Source organism: Enterobacter cloacae complex sp. IR5412 (genome assembly GCF_049237385.1).
GTDB classification, from domain to species: Bacteria; Pseudomonadota; Gammaproteobacteria; order Enterobacterales; family Enterobacteriaceae; genus Enterobacter; species Enterobacter intestinihominis.
In genome coordinates this window covers 44012-58506 of record NZ_JBMKHQ010000005.1, presented here as the reverse complement: position 1 = coordinate 58506, position 14495 = coordinate 44012, and the positions used below count along the sequence as shown (strand labels likewise).

19 protein-coding genes are annotated in these 14495 nt (G+C 54.1%); 6 read left to right on the top strand and 13 right to left on the bottom strand.

Annotation, left to right across the window (positions count from 1 at the left end; genetic code table 11):
- On the bottom strand, positions 1-587 hold a 587-nt coding region (gene rlmE, locus ACOTX2_RS10830; RefSeq protein WP_421625914.1), incomplete at its 3' end, for a 23S rRNA (uridine(2552)-2'-O)-methyltransferase RlmE.
- A gap of 127 nt (positions 588-714) precedes the next feature.
- On the opposite strand from rlmE, the gene yhbY reads away from it, so the two are divergent.
- Positions 715-1008 carry a ribosome assembly RNA-binding protein YhbY gene (yhbY, locus tag ACOTX2_RS10825; protein ID WP_003861814.1) on the top strand — a complete coding sequence of 98 codons (294 nt, stop codon included), beginning with the start codon at positions 715-717 and terminating at the stop codon, positions 1006-1008.
- Positions 1009-1159: 151 nt separating this feature from the next.
- Here yhbY and greA read toward each other — a convergent pair whose 3' ends face one another.
- Positions 1160-1636, bottom strand: a complete 477-nt coding sequence (gene greA / locus ACOTX2_RS10820; protein ID WP_023298719.1) for a transcription elongation factor GreA — start codon at positions 1634-1636, stop codon at positions 1160-1162.
- Between the two features lie 228 nt (positions 1637-1864).
- On the opposite strand from greA, the gene dacB reads away from it, so the two are divergent.
- Genes dacB through pmrB form a run of 3 tightly spaced genes read left to right on the top strand, consistent with a single transcriptional unit; the run spans position 1865 to position 5003 of the window.
- Positions 1865-3298 carry a serine-type D-Ala-D-Ala carboxypeptidase gene (dacB, locus tag ACOTX2_RS10815; protein WP_003861817.1) on the top strand — a complete coding sequence of 478 codons (1434 nt, stop codon included), beginning with the start codon at positions 1865-1867 and terminating at the stop codon, positions 3296-3298.
- A gap of 2 nt (positions 3299-3300) precedes the next feature.
- Entirely contained in the window at positions 3301-3963 is a 663-nt protein-coding gene (pmrA, locus tag ACOTX2_RS10810; RefSeq protein WP_063147846.1) for a two-component system response regulator PmrA, read from the top strand.
- Positions 3960-5003: a two-component system sensor histidine kinase PmrB gene (gene pmrB / locus ACOTX2_RS10805; RefSeq protein ID WP_058677035.1), complete on the top strand. Its 1044-nt coding sequence runs from the start codon at positions 3960-3962 to the stop codon at positions 5001-5003. Before pmrA ends, pmrB begins: the two co-directional genes overlap by 4 nt.
- Positions 5004-5035: 32 nt before the next feature.
- Here the strand turns inward: pmrB and cgtA are convergent, their stop codons facing one another.
- The 4 genes from cgtA to rplU form a co-directional block, all read right to left on the bottom strand.
- Positions 5036-6211, bottom strand: a complete 1176-nt coding sequence (gene cgtA / locus ACOTX2_RS10800; RefSeq protein ID WP_003861823.1) for an Obg family GTPase CgtA — start codon at positions 6209-6211, stop codon at positions 5036-5038.
- Positions 6212-6226: 15 nt separating this feature from the next.
- Positions 6227-7192, bottom strand: a complete 966-nt coding sequence (locus tag ACOTX2_RS10795) for a DMT family transporter (RefSeq protein ID WP_003861826.1) — start codon at positions 7190-7192, stop codon at positions 6227-6229.
- A 95-nt stretch (positions 7193-7287) separates the two neighbouring features.
- On the bottom strand, positions 7288-7545 hold the full coding sequence (rpmA, locus tag ACOTX2_RS10790) for a 50S ribosomal protein L27 (RefSeq protein WP_003861831.1): 258 nt from the start codon (positions 7543-7545) through the stop codon (positions 7288-7290).
- Positions 7546-7564: 19 nt separating this feature from the next.
- A complete protein-coding gene (gene rplU, locus ACOTX2_RS10785; protein WP_003025032.1) occupies positions 7565-7876 on the bottom strand; it encodes a 50S ribosomal protein L21 in 312 nt (103 codons plus the stop codon).
- 257 nt (positions 7877-8133) lie between these two features.
- Between rplU and ispB the strand changes: the two genes are divergently transcribed.
- Positions 8134-9105 (top strand): octaprenyl diphosphate synthase, encoded by a 972-nt coding sequence (gene ispB / locus ACOTX2_RS10780; protein WP_006812126.1) that lies wholly within the window; start codon positions 8134-8136, stop codon positions 9103-9105.
- 229 nt (positions 9106-9334) lie between these two features.
- Positions 9335-9622: a DNA-binding transcriptional regulator SfsB gene (gene sfsB / locus ACOTX2_RS10775; protein WP_022649524.1), complete on the top strand. Its 288-nt coding sequence runs from the start codon at positions 9335-9337 to the stop codon at positions 9620-9622.
- A gap of 63 nt (positions 9623-9685) precedes the next feature.
- Here the strand turns inward: sfsB and murA are convergent, their stop codons facing one another.
- The 7 genes from murA to mlaF all read right to left on the bottom strand — a co-directional run bounded on the left by murA (position 9686) and on the right by mlaF (position 14479).
- The gene (murA, locus tag ACOTX2_RS10770; protein ID WP_006812128.1) at positions 9686-10945 is read right to left on the bottom strand and encodes a UDP-N-acetylglucosamine 1-carboxyvinyltransferase; all 1260 of its coding nucleotides are present in this window, start codon (positions 10943-10945) and stop codon (positions 9686-9688) included.
- Between the two features lie 50 nt (positions 10946-10995).
- On the bottom strand, positions 10996-11250 hold the full coding sequence (gene ibaG / locus ACOTX2_RS10765) for a BolA family iron metabolism protein IbaG (protein WP_003861840.1): 255 nt from the start codon (positions 11248-11250) through the stop codon (positions 10996-10998).
- A 126-nt stretch (positions 11251-11376) separates the two neighbouring features.
- Positions 11377-11670: a lipid asymmetry maintenance protein MlaB gene (gene mlaB / locus ACOTX2_RS10760; protein WP_022649525.1), complete on the bottom strand. Its 294-nt coding sequence runs from the start codon at positions 11668-11670 to the stop codon at positions 11377-11379.
- Positions 11670-12305, bottom strand: coding sequence for a phospholipid-binding protein MlaC (mlaC, locus tag ACOTX2_RS10755; protein ID WP_006812130.1), 636 nt, complete (start codon positions 12303-12305; stop codon positions 11670-11672). Before mlaC ends, mlaB begins: the two co-directional genes overlap by 1 nt.
- Before the next feature lie 18 nt (positions 12306-12323).
- Complete coding sequence (gene mlaD / locus ACOTX2_RS10750) at positions 12324-12872, bottom strand: outer membrane lipid asymmetry maintenance protein MlaD (protein ID WP_022649526.1); 549 nt, start codon at positions 12870-12872, stop codon at positions 12324-12326.
- Between the two features lie 4 nt (positions 12873-12876).
- Positions 12877-13659: a lipid asymmetry maintenance ABC transporter permease subunit MlaE gene (gene mlaE, locus ACOTX2_RS10745; RefSeq protein WP_003861848.1), complete on the bottom strand. Its 783-nt coding sequence runs from the start codon at positions 13657-13659 to the stop codon at positions 12877-12879.
- A gap of 7 nt (positions 13660-13666) precedes the next feature.
- Positions 13667-14479: a phospholipid ABC transporter ATP-binding protein MlaF gene (mlaF, locus tag ACOTX2_RS10740; protein WP_022649527.1), complete on the bottom strand. Its 813-nt coding sequence runs from the start codon at positions 14477-14479 to the stop codon at positions 13667-13669.
- Between the last annotated feature and the right edge of the window lie 16 nt (positions 14480-14495).

The window sequence follows — 14495 nt, the reverse complement described above, 5'->3', positions numbered from 1 at the left end:
CGGGCCCGGGAAGAGTCCGGCTTACGAACTTTGACCTTCGCAAACAGGGAGCGAATTTCCTTAAGATACTCCTCGAAACCTTCGCCCTGAAACACCTTCACAACAAAACTACCACCAGGCGCTAGTACATCACGACACATTTCTAACGCTAGTTCCACCAGATACATGGCGCGGGGGATATCCACCGCCGGTGTTCCACACATATTTGGTGCCATATCCGACATGACAACCTGGACCTTACTGTCACCTACACGATCAAGTAATGCTTTAAGCACTAATTCATCACGAAAGTCGCCCTGAAGGAAGTCGACACCGACGATGGGATCCATTGGTAAAAGATCGCATGCGATGATACGGCCCGTTCCGCCGATCTGCGTAACCGCATACTGAGACCATCCGCCAGGTGCCGCACCGAGGTCGACCACCGTCATTCCCGGTTTAAAAAGTTTGTCACTTTGCTGTATTTCATCAAGTTTAAACCAGGCGCGGGAACGTAACCCCTTTTTCTGCGCCTGTTGAACATATTTATCGCTAAAGTGTTCCTGAAGCCAGCGGCTGGAGCTGGCAGAACGCTTTTTACCTGTCATTTAACATTTCCGTCCTGGTTCATCGTTACTTGCCTGTGACGTAAATTTCTACGCAGCTATTTGGCGATATTAGGGAGATGGCGGTAGAATGAACCGTTTTCAATCCCAACGTAAGCAAAAATATACGATGAATCTGAGTACTAAACAAAAACAGCACCTTAAAGGTCTGGCACATCCGCTCAAGCCTGTAGTGATGCTTGGCAACAATGGTTTGACCGAAGGGGTGCTTGCCGAGATTGAACAAGCGCTGGAACACCACGAGCTGATCAAGGTGAAAATCGCCTCTGAAGACAGAGACACTAAAAACCTGATCGTGGAAGCCATCGTGCGCGAAACCGGCGCCTGTAATGTACAGGTCATCGGTAAAACGCTGGTGCTCTATCGCCCATCTAAAGAGCGCAAAATCTCGCTGCCACGTTAAGGATATCCTGAATCAAACACATTTTCTGTGTGAAACGAGGGATTTCTTTCAGCAGGCGAGCAAAATGCCATGCTCCTTGAGTTGATAAAAGGCCGCTATGCGGCCTTTTTCTTTTCTTTACAATGTATCAACATCTTAGAAGAGAAGCGAATTACAGGTATTCAACCTTAATAATTTCGTATTCCACTTCGCCACCCGGGGTGCGGATAATCACAACATCATCCTGCTCTTTGCCAATCAGGCCGCGAGCAATCGGGGAGTTCACCGAAATCAGGTTCTGTTTGAAGTCCGCTTCATCATCACCCACGATGCGATAGGTTTGCTCTTCGTCGTTGTCCAGATTCAGGACGGTGACGGTAGAGCCGAAGATCACGCGACCGTTGTTTGGCATTTTAGTGATATCGATAACCTGCGCGTTGGACAGTTTCGCTTCGATATCTTTGATGCGCCCCTCGCAGAAACCCTGCTGCTCACGCGCCGCGTGGTATTCAGCATTCTCTTTCAGGTCGCCATGCTCACGCGCATCCGCGATAGCGGCGATGATTTCAGGGCGACGTACGGATTTCAGAAAATCCAGCTCTTCGCGCAGTTTTTCGGCACCACGTAAGGTCATCGGAATAGCTTGCATTTGTTATACCTCTTAAACATTCCTGTTGGGAGCAGTGTTCCCTGCTCCAGCCCACCTGAACAGGCCAGAAGCAAAAAGAAAACCGACCCGGGAGCAACGCCCCAGGTCAGCAGCAATTTTTCAATTTGATACGCATTTTACCGCGAAGTTCACTATGGGTCATCGTTTACTTTACAGTGCCATGCACCGTAGTATGACGGTTTGTTTTCGGGTTGTTAGCGCGAGATTATGCGATTTTCCAGTTTTATCATCGGATTGACTACCAGTATAACGTTCACCGTTCAGGCCGCGAATGTTGATGAGTACATTAATCAACTGCCCGCCGGCGCGAACCTTGCCCTGATGGTGCAGAAGGTTGGCGCGCAGGCTCCCGAGATTGACTATCACAGTCAACAGATGGCGCTGCCTGCCAGTACCCAGAAGGTGATCACTGCCCTCGCCGCCCTGCTCCAGCTCGGGCCTGACTTCCGTTTTACTACCACCCTTGAAACCAGAGGTAACGTTGAGGGTGGCGAACTGAAAGGCGATCTTATCGCCCGTTTTGGTGGCGATCCCACCTTTAAGCGCCAGGATGTCCGCAACATGGTGGCGGTACTGAAAAAATCCGGCGTAACAAAAATTGATGGCAACGTGCTGATCGACACCTCCATTTTCGCCAGCCACGATAAAGCGCCTGGCTGGCCATGGAACGACATGACGCAGTGCTTTAGCGCCCCGCCAGCCGCCGCCATCGTTGACCGTAACTGCTTCTCCGTATCGCTTTACAGCGCGCCAAAACCCAATGACTTAGCGTTTATCCGCGTGGCGTCTTACTACCCGGTCACGATGTTCAGCCAGGTGCGGACGCTGGCGAAAGGCTCCCCGGAGGCGCAGTATTGTGAGCTCGACGTGGTACCGGGCGATCTCAATCGCTATACGCTCACCGGCTGCCTGACCCAGCGGGCCGATCCCCTCCCGCTGGCCTTTGCCATTCAGGATGGCGCAGGCTATGCCGGTGCCATTTTTAAAGATGAACTGAAGCAGGCGGGCATAACCTACACCGGAACGCTGCTGCGCCAGACGCAGGTGAATGAACCAGGCACGGTGATTGCCAGCAAACAGTCCGCGCCACTGCATGATTTGCTTAAGATTATGCTGAAAAAGTCGGATAACATGATTGCCGACACGGTGTTCCGTATGATCGGGCACGCGCGCTTTGGTGTGCCAGGAACCTGGCGGGCCGGTTCTGATGCCGTACGTCAGATCCTGCGCCAGCAGGCGGGTATCGATCTGGGCAATACGATCGCTGTCGACGGTTCTGGTTTATCGCGCCATAACCTGATCTCACCGGCCACCATGATGCAGGTGTTGCAGTACATCGCTCAGCATGACGCTGAGCTAAACTTTATTACAATGCTGCCGCTCGCCGGACACGATGGGTCACTTCAGTACCGTGCGGGCCTTCACGCTGCAGGCGTGGATGGCAAAGTGTCAGCCAAAACGGGTTCCCTGCAAGGCGTTTACAACCTTGCCGGTTTTATCACGACAGCCAGCGGGCAACGCATGGCCTTTGTGCAGTATCTTTCCGGCTATGCCGTCGAACCGGCTGACCAGCGCAATCGTCGTATTCCACTGGTGCGTTTCGAAAGCAGGCTCTATAAGGACATCTACCAGAATAACTAGCGATGAAACTACTGATAGTTGAAGACGATCTGTTATTACAGGAAGGGTTAGCGCTGGCACTGGGGAATGAGGGCTACGCCCTGGATTGTGCCGCCACGGCGGCTGAAGCAGATGCCTTGATCCAGAGCGGAGAATACAGCCTTGTGATCCTGGATTTGGGACTGCCGGATAAAGACGGCGCGACGCTGCTCTGCCAGTGGCGTCGTCGCGGAGTGGAGAATCCCGTATTGATTCTCACCGCCCGCGATGCCATTGAAGACAGAATTAACGGGCTGGATTCTGGCGCTGACGATTATCTGGTAAAACCCTTCGCCCTTGCCGAGCTACAGGCTCGCGTACGGGCGTTAATCCGCCGCTATCAGGGCCACAGCGACAACCTGCTGACGGACGGGGATATCACCCTCAATCTGCAAACTCAGCAGGTGCTGCGCCAGTCTCAGCCTGTGGAAGTGACCCCAAAAGAGTTCGCTCTGCTGACGCGTCTGATCATGCGCAGCGGGCAGACCGTGCACCGTGAAACGCTGCAACAGGACATCTACTCCTGGCAGGACGATCCAGGATCAAACACGCTTGAAGTTCACATTCATAATCTGCGCCGCAAGATCGGTAAAGATCGCATCAAAACCGTACGTGGCGTGGGTTACCGTCTGGAGAGCCAGAAATGAACAGTATGCGCCGGCGATTAATGGTGTTGCTGGCGGTTATACTGCTATTTTTTCAACTGGTTAGCGTAGTCTGGCTGTGGCATGAGAGCCGCGAGCAAATCGGTTTTCTGGTGAACGAAACATTGTCTGCGAAAGCGCGCAACAACCATGTCGAAAAAGAGATCCGCGAAGCCATTGCCTCCCTGCTGGTCCCTTCTCTGGTGATGGTCGGTTTTACCCTGCTCTTCTCATTCTGGGCAGTAACCTGGATCACCCGTCCACTCAACAAACTTCGCGCCAGCCTTGCGAACCGTTCGGCGGATAATCTGACTCCCCTGCCGATGTATTCAGATATGGAAGAGATAGGCGCTGTGACCACATCGCTCAATCAACTCCTCGCCCGGCTGGACCACACTATTCAACAGGAACGCCTGTTTACCGCCGATGCGGCACACGAGTTACGTACGCCGCTTGCGGGGATCAGGCTCCATCTGGAACTGATGGCTCAGTCCGGTTCCCCGCAGGCCACGCCACTGATAAACCGGATCGATCAGTTGATGCACACGGTGGAACAGCTGCTGATGCTGGCGCGTGCCGGACAGGCGATGGCCAGCGGCCATTACGATACCGTGAACTGGACTGAGACGATCATTGCTCCGCTTAGCCTGGAGCATGAAGCCAGAGAGCATACGGTGATATGGCCTGCTCACAGCCCGCTGACGGTACAGGGCGACGCCGTCCTGTTACGTCTGATGCTAAGGAACCTTCTGGAGAATGCCGCCCGCTACAGCCCGGCAGGCACAACCATTGAAGTGGCATTAACAGCGACGGAAAGCGGTACCCGGGTGAGCGTTACCGATCAGGGGCCGGGTATTGATGAGGCACACCGCCAGTCGATCACCGAACCTTTCCGACGTCTCGACCAGCGCTACGGCGGCAGCGGCCTTGGGCTGAGCATCGTACAGCGTATCGTACAGCTCCATCATGGCCATTTAACGCTGGAGAATGGCGCTGCGGGCGGCCTCATCGCCAGCTGTTGGTTACCGGCGAAAATAGGATAAAAAAAAGCCCCGTTAAGGGGCTTATACTGAGGTTAGTGCTTGTAGATGAACTCGACGCCTTCTTCGTCGTCTTCATCCCAGTCATCGTCCCAGTCTTCATCATCTTCTTCCGCTTCCAGCTCTTCGAGCTGCTGGCGGTGGTAGTCATCCCACATGAATTCGACTTTTTCAGGCTGTTTCGCCTCTTCTGCCTGAACAACCGGATTCTCGATGATAAAGGTCATCACATCCCAGCAGAGATCTTTCACGCCAACCTGGCTGGCGGCAGAGATCAGGTAGTACTTATCTTCCCAACCCATCGCTTCGGCAATCGCTTTAGCTTTCGCTTCAGCTTCCGCTTTATCCATCAGGTCGATCTTGTTAAATACCAGCCAGCGCGGTTTTTGCGCCAGTTTTTCACTGTATTTCTCCAGCTCGCCGATAATGATACGGGCGTTTTCAACCGGATCGGAACCGTCGATTGGATCGATGTCGATGAGGTGCAACAGTACGCGACAACGCTCAAGGTGCTTCAGGAAGCGAATCCCCAGACCGGCGCCTTCTGCTGCCCCTTCAATCAGACCCGGGATGTCAGCGACCACGAAGCTCTTCTCGTTATCCATACGGACAACGCCCAGGCTCGGTACCAGCGTCGTAAACGGATAATCCGCCACTTTTGGTTTCGCCGCAGAGACCGCACGGATAAACGTCGATTTACCGGCGTTTGGCATACCCAGCATCCCCACATCCGCCAGCAGCATCAGTTCCAGTTGCAGGTCGCGCTTATCACCCGGGGTACCCATGGTTTTCTGACGCGGGGTACGGTTAACGGAAGATTTGAAACGGCTGTTACCCAGACCGTGCCAGCCGCCTTTCGCCACCATCAGGCGCTGACCGTGTTTGGTCATATCACCCATGGTTTCGCCCGTGCCCTGATCGATGACACGCGTACCTACCGGCACTTTGATCGTCACGTCTTTACCGCGTTTACCGGTACAGTCGCGGCTCTGGCCGTTCTGCCCACGTTCGGCGCGGAAAGATTTTTCGAAACGGTAGTCGATCAGCGTGTTGAGGTTTTCATCCGCCTCCAGCCACACGTCGCCACCGTCCCCACCGTCACCGCCGTCAGGACCGCCACGAGGAATATATTTTTCACGGCGGAAGCTTACACAACCGTTACCGCCATCACCTGCCACGACCAGAATCGTCGCTTCATCAACAAACTTCATTTTACTCTCCGTAACTCATTCGCCTGAGCGGGGGACTATTACAACCGCTTCATTTTTGCGCCAACGCCCCCAGAGACGATGACCAATGGCGGAATACATCGCGCCCGCAACCACGACAAACGCACCGAGATAACCCAACAGGTTGAGCATCGGCTTGACGAAGACATCGGGCCAGGCCATTGATAACAAATCTGAAAATAACAGCGTAAACAGCGGGGTAAGCGTGATTAAGGCGCTAACCTGTGCTGCCTGCCAGCGCGCCATAGCTTCAGCCAGCGCGCCATAACCGACCAGCGTGTTCAGCCCACAAAAAATGAGGCACGCCAGTTGCCAGTCGCTGAGCTGGGTAATCACCCCCGGCTTAGCTAACGGCAATAATGCCAGTGTACACAAAGTGTACAGCAAAAAGAGGATCTGCTGTGAGGCAAGACGACGCAATAACACCTTTTGCGCGACGCCATAACTCACCCAGACCGTTGCTGCACCCACCCCAAAAATGACACCCCAGGTGTAATCCGTCAGGCGGGTAAAAATCTCGATCAGACTGGTGTTAAAGAACATCACCAGACCGCAAAGCAGCATGCTTGCCCCGATGATCTGCGTACCGCGCATCTTCTCCTTGAGGATGAATACGCTGGCGACCATCATGCCGACCGGTGATAGCTGACCAATCACCTGCGACGCTGTAGGGCTAAGATATTGCAGGGAAGAGCTGAACAGAATGAAGTTACCGAACAGACCGCCCGTCGCGATAGCCAGTAACACCAGCCAGCGCGGTTTTCGGAAGATGCGCAGCGGTGGCAGCTTACCTTTGACGGCCAGAATGGCGCCCAGGCCTATACTTGCCATCAGGAAGCGATAAAACACCACCGTGGGCGGTTCCATCACTTCCAGTACCTGCTTCATTGCAATTGGCAGCGCACCCCAGCACATCGCGGTAGTGAGCGCCAAAAGAATACCAATGCCGGCCTGCTGCTTCATGCCCGTTTTCCCTACAGAAAATTTTCCGGGTTTCCAATGTAAAAAGCCCCGCAACACGTTGCGGGGCTTTAATCCGTTACCGGACCGAGAAAACCTTACTCAGCAACGATGCTGATGTATTTACGGTTGTTCGGGCCTTTAACTTCAAATTTCACTTTACCGTCTGCTTTAGCAAACAGAGTGTGGTCACGACCGCAACCTACGTTGGTACCCGCGTGGAACTTGGTGCCACGCTGACGAACGATGATGCTACCCGCCAGAACGGATTCGCCACCGAAACGCTTAACGCCCAGGCGTTTAGCTTCTGAATCGCGACCGTTACGTGTGGAGCCGCCAGCCTTTTTATGTGCCATTTAAATCTCTCCTCAGGTCTTAGGCGCTGATGCCAGTAATTTTCACATCAGTGAACCACTGACGGTGGCCCTGCTGCTTACGATAGTGTTTACGACGACGAAACTTAACGATTTTAACTTTCTCGCCACGACCGTGAGCAACAACTTCAGCTTTGATAACGCCGCCATCAACGAAAGGAACGCCGATTTTGACTTCTTCACCGTTTGCGATCATCAGAACTTCAGCGAACTCAACAGATTCGCCAGTTGCGATGTCCAGCTTTTCCAGGCGAACGGTCTGACCTTCGCTTACTCGGTGTTGTTTACCACCACTTTGGAAAACCGCGTACATATAAACTCCGCTTCCGCGCACATCCTCGTATGATTCAGAGTGCGCTATAAATATTCACAATAGGGCGCGAATATTACGCAAAACGCGAGCCTTTGACAAGTGCTACCATCAATACATGAAGAAAAAAAACACAACACGTACGGTAACGTTTATCTGAGCCATTTTTTCAGTACAATCAGCAATACTATTTATAAACCGAAACCCTTTGTGTACCCATCTCGTGTGGGATAAACAGGATAAAAAGCCCGGCTTTTGCGATGAATTTAGAAAAAATCAATGAGTTAACCGCGCAAGATATGGCGGGTGTGAATGCAGCAATCCTGGAGCAACTCAACTCTGACGTTCAGCTGATCAATCAGTTGGGCTATTACATCGTCAGCGGCGGCGGTAAACGTATTCGTCCGATGATTGCCATTCTGGCCGCACGCGCGGTTGGCTATCAGGGAAATGCCCACGTCACGATCGCGGCGCTGATCGAATTTATCCACACCGCCACCCTGCTTCATGACGATGTTGTGGATGAATCAGACATGCGTCGTGGCAAAGCCACCGCCAATGCCGCGTTTGGTAATGCGGCAAGCGTTCTGGTAGGGGATTTTATCTATACCCGAGCCTTCCAGATGATGACCAGCCTTGGCTCGCTGAAGGTGCTGGAAGTGATGTCAGAAGCCGTAAACGTTATCGCTGAAGGCGAAGTCCTACAGTTGATGAACGTCAACGACCCGGACATCACCGAAGAAAACTATATGCGGGTAATTTACAGCAAGACCGCACGTCTGTTTGAAGCCGCCGCGCAGTGCTCCGGCATTCTGGCAGGCTGTAGCGAAGCTCAGGAAAAAGGGCTTCAGGACTACGGCCGTTACCTCGGCACCGCGTTCCAGCTGATTGATGATTTGCTGGACTACAGCGCGGATGGCGAAACGCTCGGTAAAAACGTTGGCGATGACCTGAACGAAGGCAAGCCAACGCTGCCGCTGCTCCACGCGATGCGCAATGGCACACCAGAGCAGGCGAAAATGATCCGGGAGGCTATCGAGCAGGGAAATGGTCGCCATCTTCTGGAACCGGTACTGGAAACAATGGCCATCTGTGGTTCCCTTGAATGGACGCGTCAGCGTGCTGAAGAAGAAGCAGACAAAGCCATCGCCGCAATTCAGGTCATTCCCGACAGCCCATGGCGTGATGCGCTAATCGGCCTCGCGCACATCGCCGTCCAGCGCGACCGTTAATCCCCTCCTCATCTCCCTGCGATCTCGTAGGGAGGTTCCAGTACGCACCAATAAATTACATTTACGCGTAAGCTCATCAGGTTACAGGCCGTATGTATAAAGCCGTGCCTTATTCTGAATATTGCTTCTCGTAACATGAACTTTTTAGAACAGATGTTCGAAGTGAGTATAGTAATGCTGTCTTTTCACACGAAACGACGTGGACGATAACGAACACAAGGACAGCATTATGGATACAAAATTCATCGACTGGCATTCTGCTGACATTATTGCGGCACTGCGTAAAAAAGGGACATCGCTGGCTGCCGAATCACGTCGTCATGGGCTGAGCTCGTCGACGCTGGCAAACGCCCTGACCCGCCCATGGCCGAAGGGGGAACTGATTATTGCGACGGCGCTGGATACGCATCCGTGGGTGATATGGCCGTCACGCTATCACGATCCCATTACCCATGAATTTATCGACAGAACGCGCATGATGCGCCAGAGCAAAGCGAAGAAAGCACATCAGGACTGATGCACCCGGATTTACAGGAACAGCAATCCCCCGGCCTGTTCTGGCAGGGGGGTGCCGGAACGATTACTCGCCCTTCACACGCTCGATATTCGCACCCAGCGCGCGCAGTTTGTCTTCAATACGCTCGTAACCACGATCGATGTGGTAGATACGATCGACAACGGTAGTCCCTTCCGCAATACAACCTGCCAGTACGAGGCTCGCAGACGCGCGCAGATCGGTCGCCATCACCTGCGCACCGGACAGTTTTTCAACGCCGTGGCAAATGACCGTGTTGCTTTCAATCTCAGCATGCGCACCCATACGGATCAGTTCAGGTACGTGCATGAAACGGTTTTCGAAGATAGTTTCCGTGATGAAGCCTGTGCCTTCGGCCACCAGGTTCAACAGGGTGAACTGTGCCTGCATATCCGTCGGGAATGCCGGATGTGGCGCAGTGCGCACGTTAACGGCTTTAGGACGCTGCCCGTGCATATCGAGGCTGATCCAGTCTTCACCAATTTCAATGTCCGCACCCGCATCGCGCAGTTTCGCCAGCACCGCATCCAGGGTATCCGGTTGTGCGTTACGACAAACAATCTTACCGCCAGAAATGGCAGCCGCTACCAGGAAAGTACCGGTTTCGATACGGTCTGGCAGTACGCGGTACACACCACCACCCAGACGTTCAACGCCTTCGATGGTGATACGGTCTGTGCCCTGCCCGCTGATCTTCGCCCCCAGCGCGACCAGGAAGTTCGCGGTATCCACGATTTCCGGCTCTCGGGCGGCGTTTTCGATGATGGTAGTGCCTTCTGCCAGCGTAGCAGCCGACATGATGGTTACCGTTGCGCCCACGCTCACTTTGTCCATGACAATGTGCGCGCCTTTCAGGCGACCATTGACGGACGCTTTAACGTACCCCTCTTCCAGCTTGATCTCCGCGCCCAGCTTTTCCAGACCGAAGATATGCAGGTCGACTGGACGGGCGCCGATAGCGCATCCGCCCGGCAGTGAAACCTGTCCCTGACCGAAACGCGCCACCAGCGGGCCAAGCGCCCAGATGGAAGCACGCATGGTTTTCACCAGCTCATACGGCGCTGAGAAGTTGTTCACGTTGCTGGCATCGATCCAGACGGAACCGTTACGCTCCACTTTGGTGCCCAACTGGCCGAGCAACTTCATGGTCGTGTCGATATCTTTCAGCTTCGGTACGTTCTGGATCTCTACCGGCTCTTCTGCGAGCAGCGCAGCGAAAAGAATGGGCAGCGCGGCGTTTTTAGCGCCAGAAATTGTGACTTCGCCCTGGAGACGCGTGGGTCCCTGTACACGAAATTTATCCATCGTTTGCTCTCTTATAAATTCAACCGTGCTGCGGGCGCTTCGCCCTCAGCTCAAAAACCGTTTAGTTTGCGATCGCGTGCCCACTCCTGTGGGGTGAACGCTTTAATCGACAGGGCGTGGATGCGGTTATCCGCAATGTATTCCATCAGCGGCGCGTACACAGCCTGCTGTTTCTTCACGCGACTCATTCCGTCGAACATCTCACCCACAGCAATAACCTGGAAGTGACTGCCATCGCCAGAGACGTGGGCTTCCTGAAGGGAGAGTGCATTCATCAGCACTGTCTGGATTTCATTATTTTCCATGGGGTCTACATCATCTGATAGTGAAAACAAGCTCAACATCTTAGAGCAAAGTGGCGCGGTCTTAAACAAGCAAAAAGCCCCGACGCGTAAACTGTCGGGGCTTTCGGAAGTAACGTACTGAAAAAGTTAGCGAGGTAATACGTCTTCAGGCAAATTGTAAAGCTGTGCAAGGGTTACGACATTATCGCTTACCCCCGTCAGGGTGACGCTACTCCCCTGCTTTTTGCCCGTGGCCACCAGGTGCGCCAGCAGGGCGATACCGGCGGTATCTACCCGCGTGACGCCATGGAGATCAATCAACGTCACGCCCTGCATCGCGTTATGGCGAGCGTCCCACAGCGGGTTAAGCAGATCCTGATCCAGCTCTCCCGTCAGCGTCAACGTCTCGCCGTCACGCGCCCAGCTAAGCTGCTGTGACATTACTTCTTCTCGTCCAGGGTAATTTTCTGACGAGAGATGGACTGAAGCTGAGCCGTCAGGCCATCGATGCCTTTGGTGCGCAGCAGATCGCTCCACTCGTTCTGTTTAGTGGTGATCATGCTGACGCCTTCAGCGATCATGTCGTACGCCTGCCAGTTTCCGGTCTGGCTGTTTTTACGCCACTGGAAGTCCAGGCGTACCGGCGGACGACCGTTTGGATCGATAATCGTCACGCGGATAGGAATGATGGTGGCATCGCCCAGCGGCTGTTCAGGGGCAATCTGATAGGTCTGCCCGTGGTACATCGCCAGCGCCTGGCCGTAAGCCTGTTTCAGGTATTCACGGAACGCCGCAAAGTAAGCCTCGCGCTGCGCCGGGGTCGCGTCTTTGTAGTAACGGCCCAGCACCAGTGCGCCCGCGTACTTGATCTGCACATACGGCAGCAGCTCCTGATCCACCACATCACGCAGATAATCAGGGTTGGAACGGATTTTGGGCTGTTCGTTTTTAAGACGGTCGAAGGTTTTCTTCGCGGCCTCATCCATCAGTTTGTACGGGTTACTCTGATCCGCAGCGTGCGCCGCGGTTAGAGGGGCAATGACCAGCATGGCAACCATTAACAGTCGTTTAAACATGAATGACTTCTCCTGAAATTAATTCGTCGCGCCTGGCGTCGGTTCGACGTTGGTGTGGTCTTCACTCTGCGCAGGGGCATCGTCAGACTTTTTATCATCCCCTTTACTGTTGTAAAGGAACTGACCAATCATATCTTCCAGCACCATCGCTGACTTGGTATCCTGGATTACGCTACCGTCTTTAAGGATAGACGTTCCCAGCTCAGGATCTTCAAAACCAACGTTAAGGGCCAGATATTGCTCCCCCAGCAGGCCAGAGGTGCGGATAGAGAGCGAGCTGGTGTCAGGAATGTGGTTATAGCGTTCTTCGATATCCATTGCGACGCGCGGCAGATAGGTTTTCTCATCAAGCGTAATGTCAGCGACACGTCCAATAACGACGCCACCAATACGGACCGGTGAGCGCGCCTTCAGGCCGCCGATATTATCGAAAGTCGCGTAGACGCGATACGTCGGCTCGGTGCGAACAGAGGTGATGTCCGCCGCGCGCAGGCAGATAAACAGCGCGGCCAGCAGCGCCAGAAGCAAAAACACGCCAACCCAAATTTCATTTTTTCTCGTTTGCATGAACTCAATTCCCAAACATCAGTGCGGTGAGCACAAAATCCAGACCTAAAACGGCCAGCGACGAATGTACGACAGTACGCGTCGTTGCACGGCTAATGCCCGCCGACGTCGGAATGGCATCGTAACCATTAAACAACGCAATCCAGGTAACCGTCACAGCGAAAACCACGCTCTTGATCAGACAGTTCACCAGATCCATCCGCAGATCGATGGCGTCCTGCATGGCAGACCAGAAGAACCCGGCATCAATGCCTTTCCAGTTGACGCCAACCAGCGCGCCTCCCCAGATACCTACCGCCACAAAGAGGATAGTCAGTAACGGTAAGGAGATAACCCCGGCCCAGAAGCGCGGCGAGATCACCCGGCGCAGCGGATCGACCGCCATCATCTCCATACTGGAGAGCTGCTCTGTGGCGCGCATCAGGCCAATTTCAGCCGTCAGCGCTGATCCGGCACGCCCGGCGAACAGCAGCGCTGCTACAACCGGCCCGAGTTCACGCAGCAGCGAGAGCGCCACCAGCATGCCAAGGCTGGTTTCCGCGCTGTAGGTTGTCAGCACCAGATACCCCTGCAACCCCAGCACCATGCCAATAAAAAGACCCGACACGATGATGATAAGCATCGACAGCACGCCGACGTTATAAAGCTGCCGCACCAGTAACGGCGCATGCTTGCGGAACTCCGGTTTGCCAACCAGCGCGTTGAACAACATTAATCCGGCACGCCCGAACGTACTGATGGTTTTTAGGCCACGGTGTCCAAGACCCGCCAACGCATTTAACAGCATGAGTGGATTAACTCCCTATTCCCAGTAAATCGTCATGATAGTCGCCCGCCGGATAGCGGAAAGGCACCGGCCCATCTGCGATACCGTCCAGGAACTGCCGCACGCGCGGATCGCCATTCTCCTGCAACGCCTGAGCGCTGCCGTGGGCGACGATCTTTTTGTCAGCCACAATATAGGCGTAATCAGCAATACTCAGCACTTCCGGCACGTCGTGGGAAACCACCACGCAGGTGACGCCAAGGGCGCTGTTCAGCTCCGAGATTAACTTCACCAGCACGCCCATGGTGATAGGGTCCTGCCCAACGAACGGTTCATCGAACATGATTAAATCGGGTTCCAGGGCAATAGCACGCGCCAGCGCGGCGCGGCGCGCCATCCCACCCGAGAGTTCGGACGGCATAAGTTTCGCAGCCCCCCGCAACCCCACAGCTTCGAGCTTCATCATCACCGTGCTGTGCAACAGCGCAGGAGGAAGATGGGTATGCTCACGCAGCGGATAGGCCACGTTGTCAAATACGTTCATATCGGTGAACAGCGCACCCGACTGAAAGAGCATGCTCATCCGTTTGCGAACCGTGTAGAGGCGCGAGCGAGACATCTCCGGGACGTTTTCACCGTCGAAGAGAATTTCGCCGCTATCAGGGGGGATTTGCCCGCCGATAAGACGCAGCAACGTCGTTTTACCGATCCCTGACGGCCCCATGATGGCGGTGATTTTACCGCGCGGCACGGTCAGCGAAATATCATCAAATATCACCCGGTTGCCGCGAGAAAAACTGACGCCCCGGACATCGACTATATTCGCCATCGTTTGGCTCATTTATGGTTCCTTACTT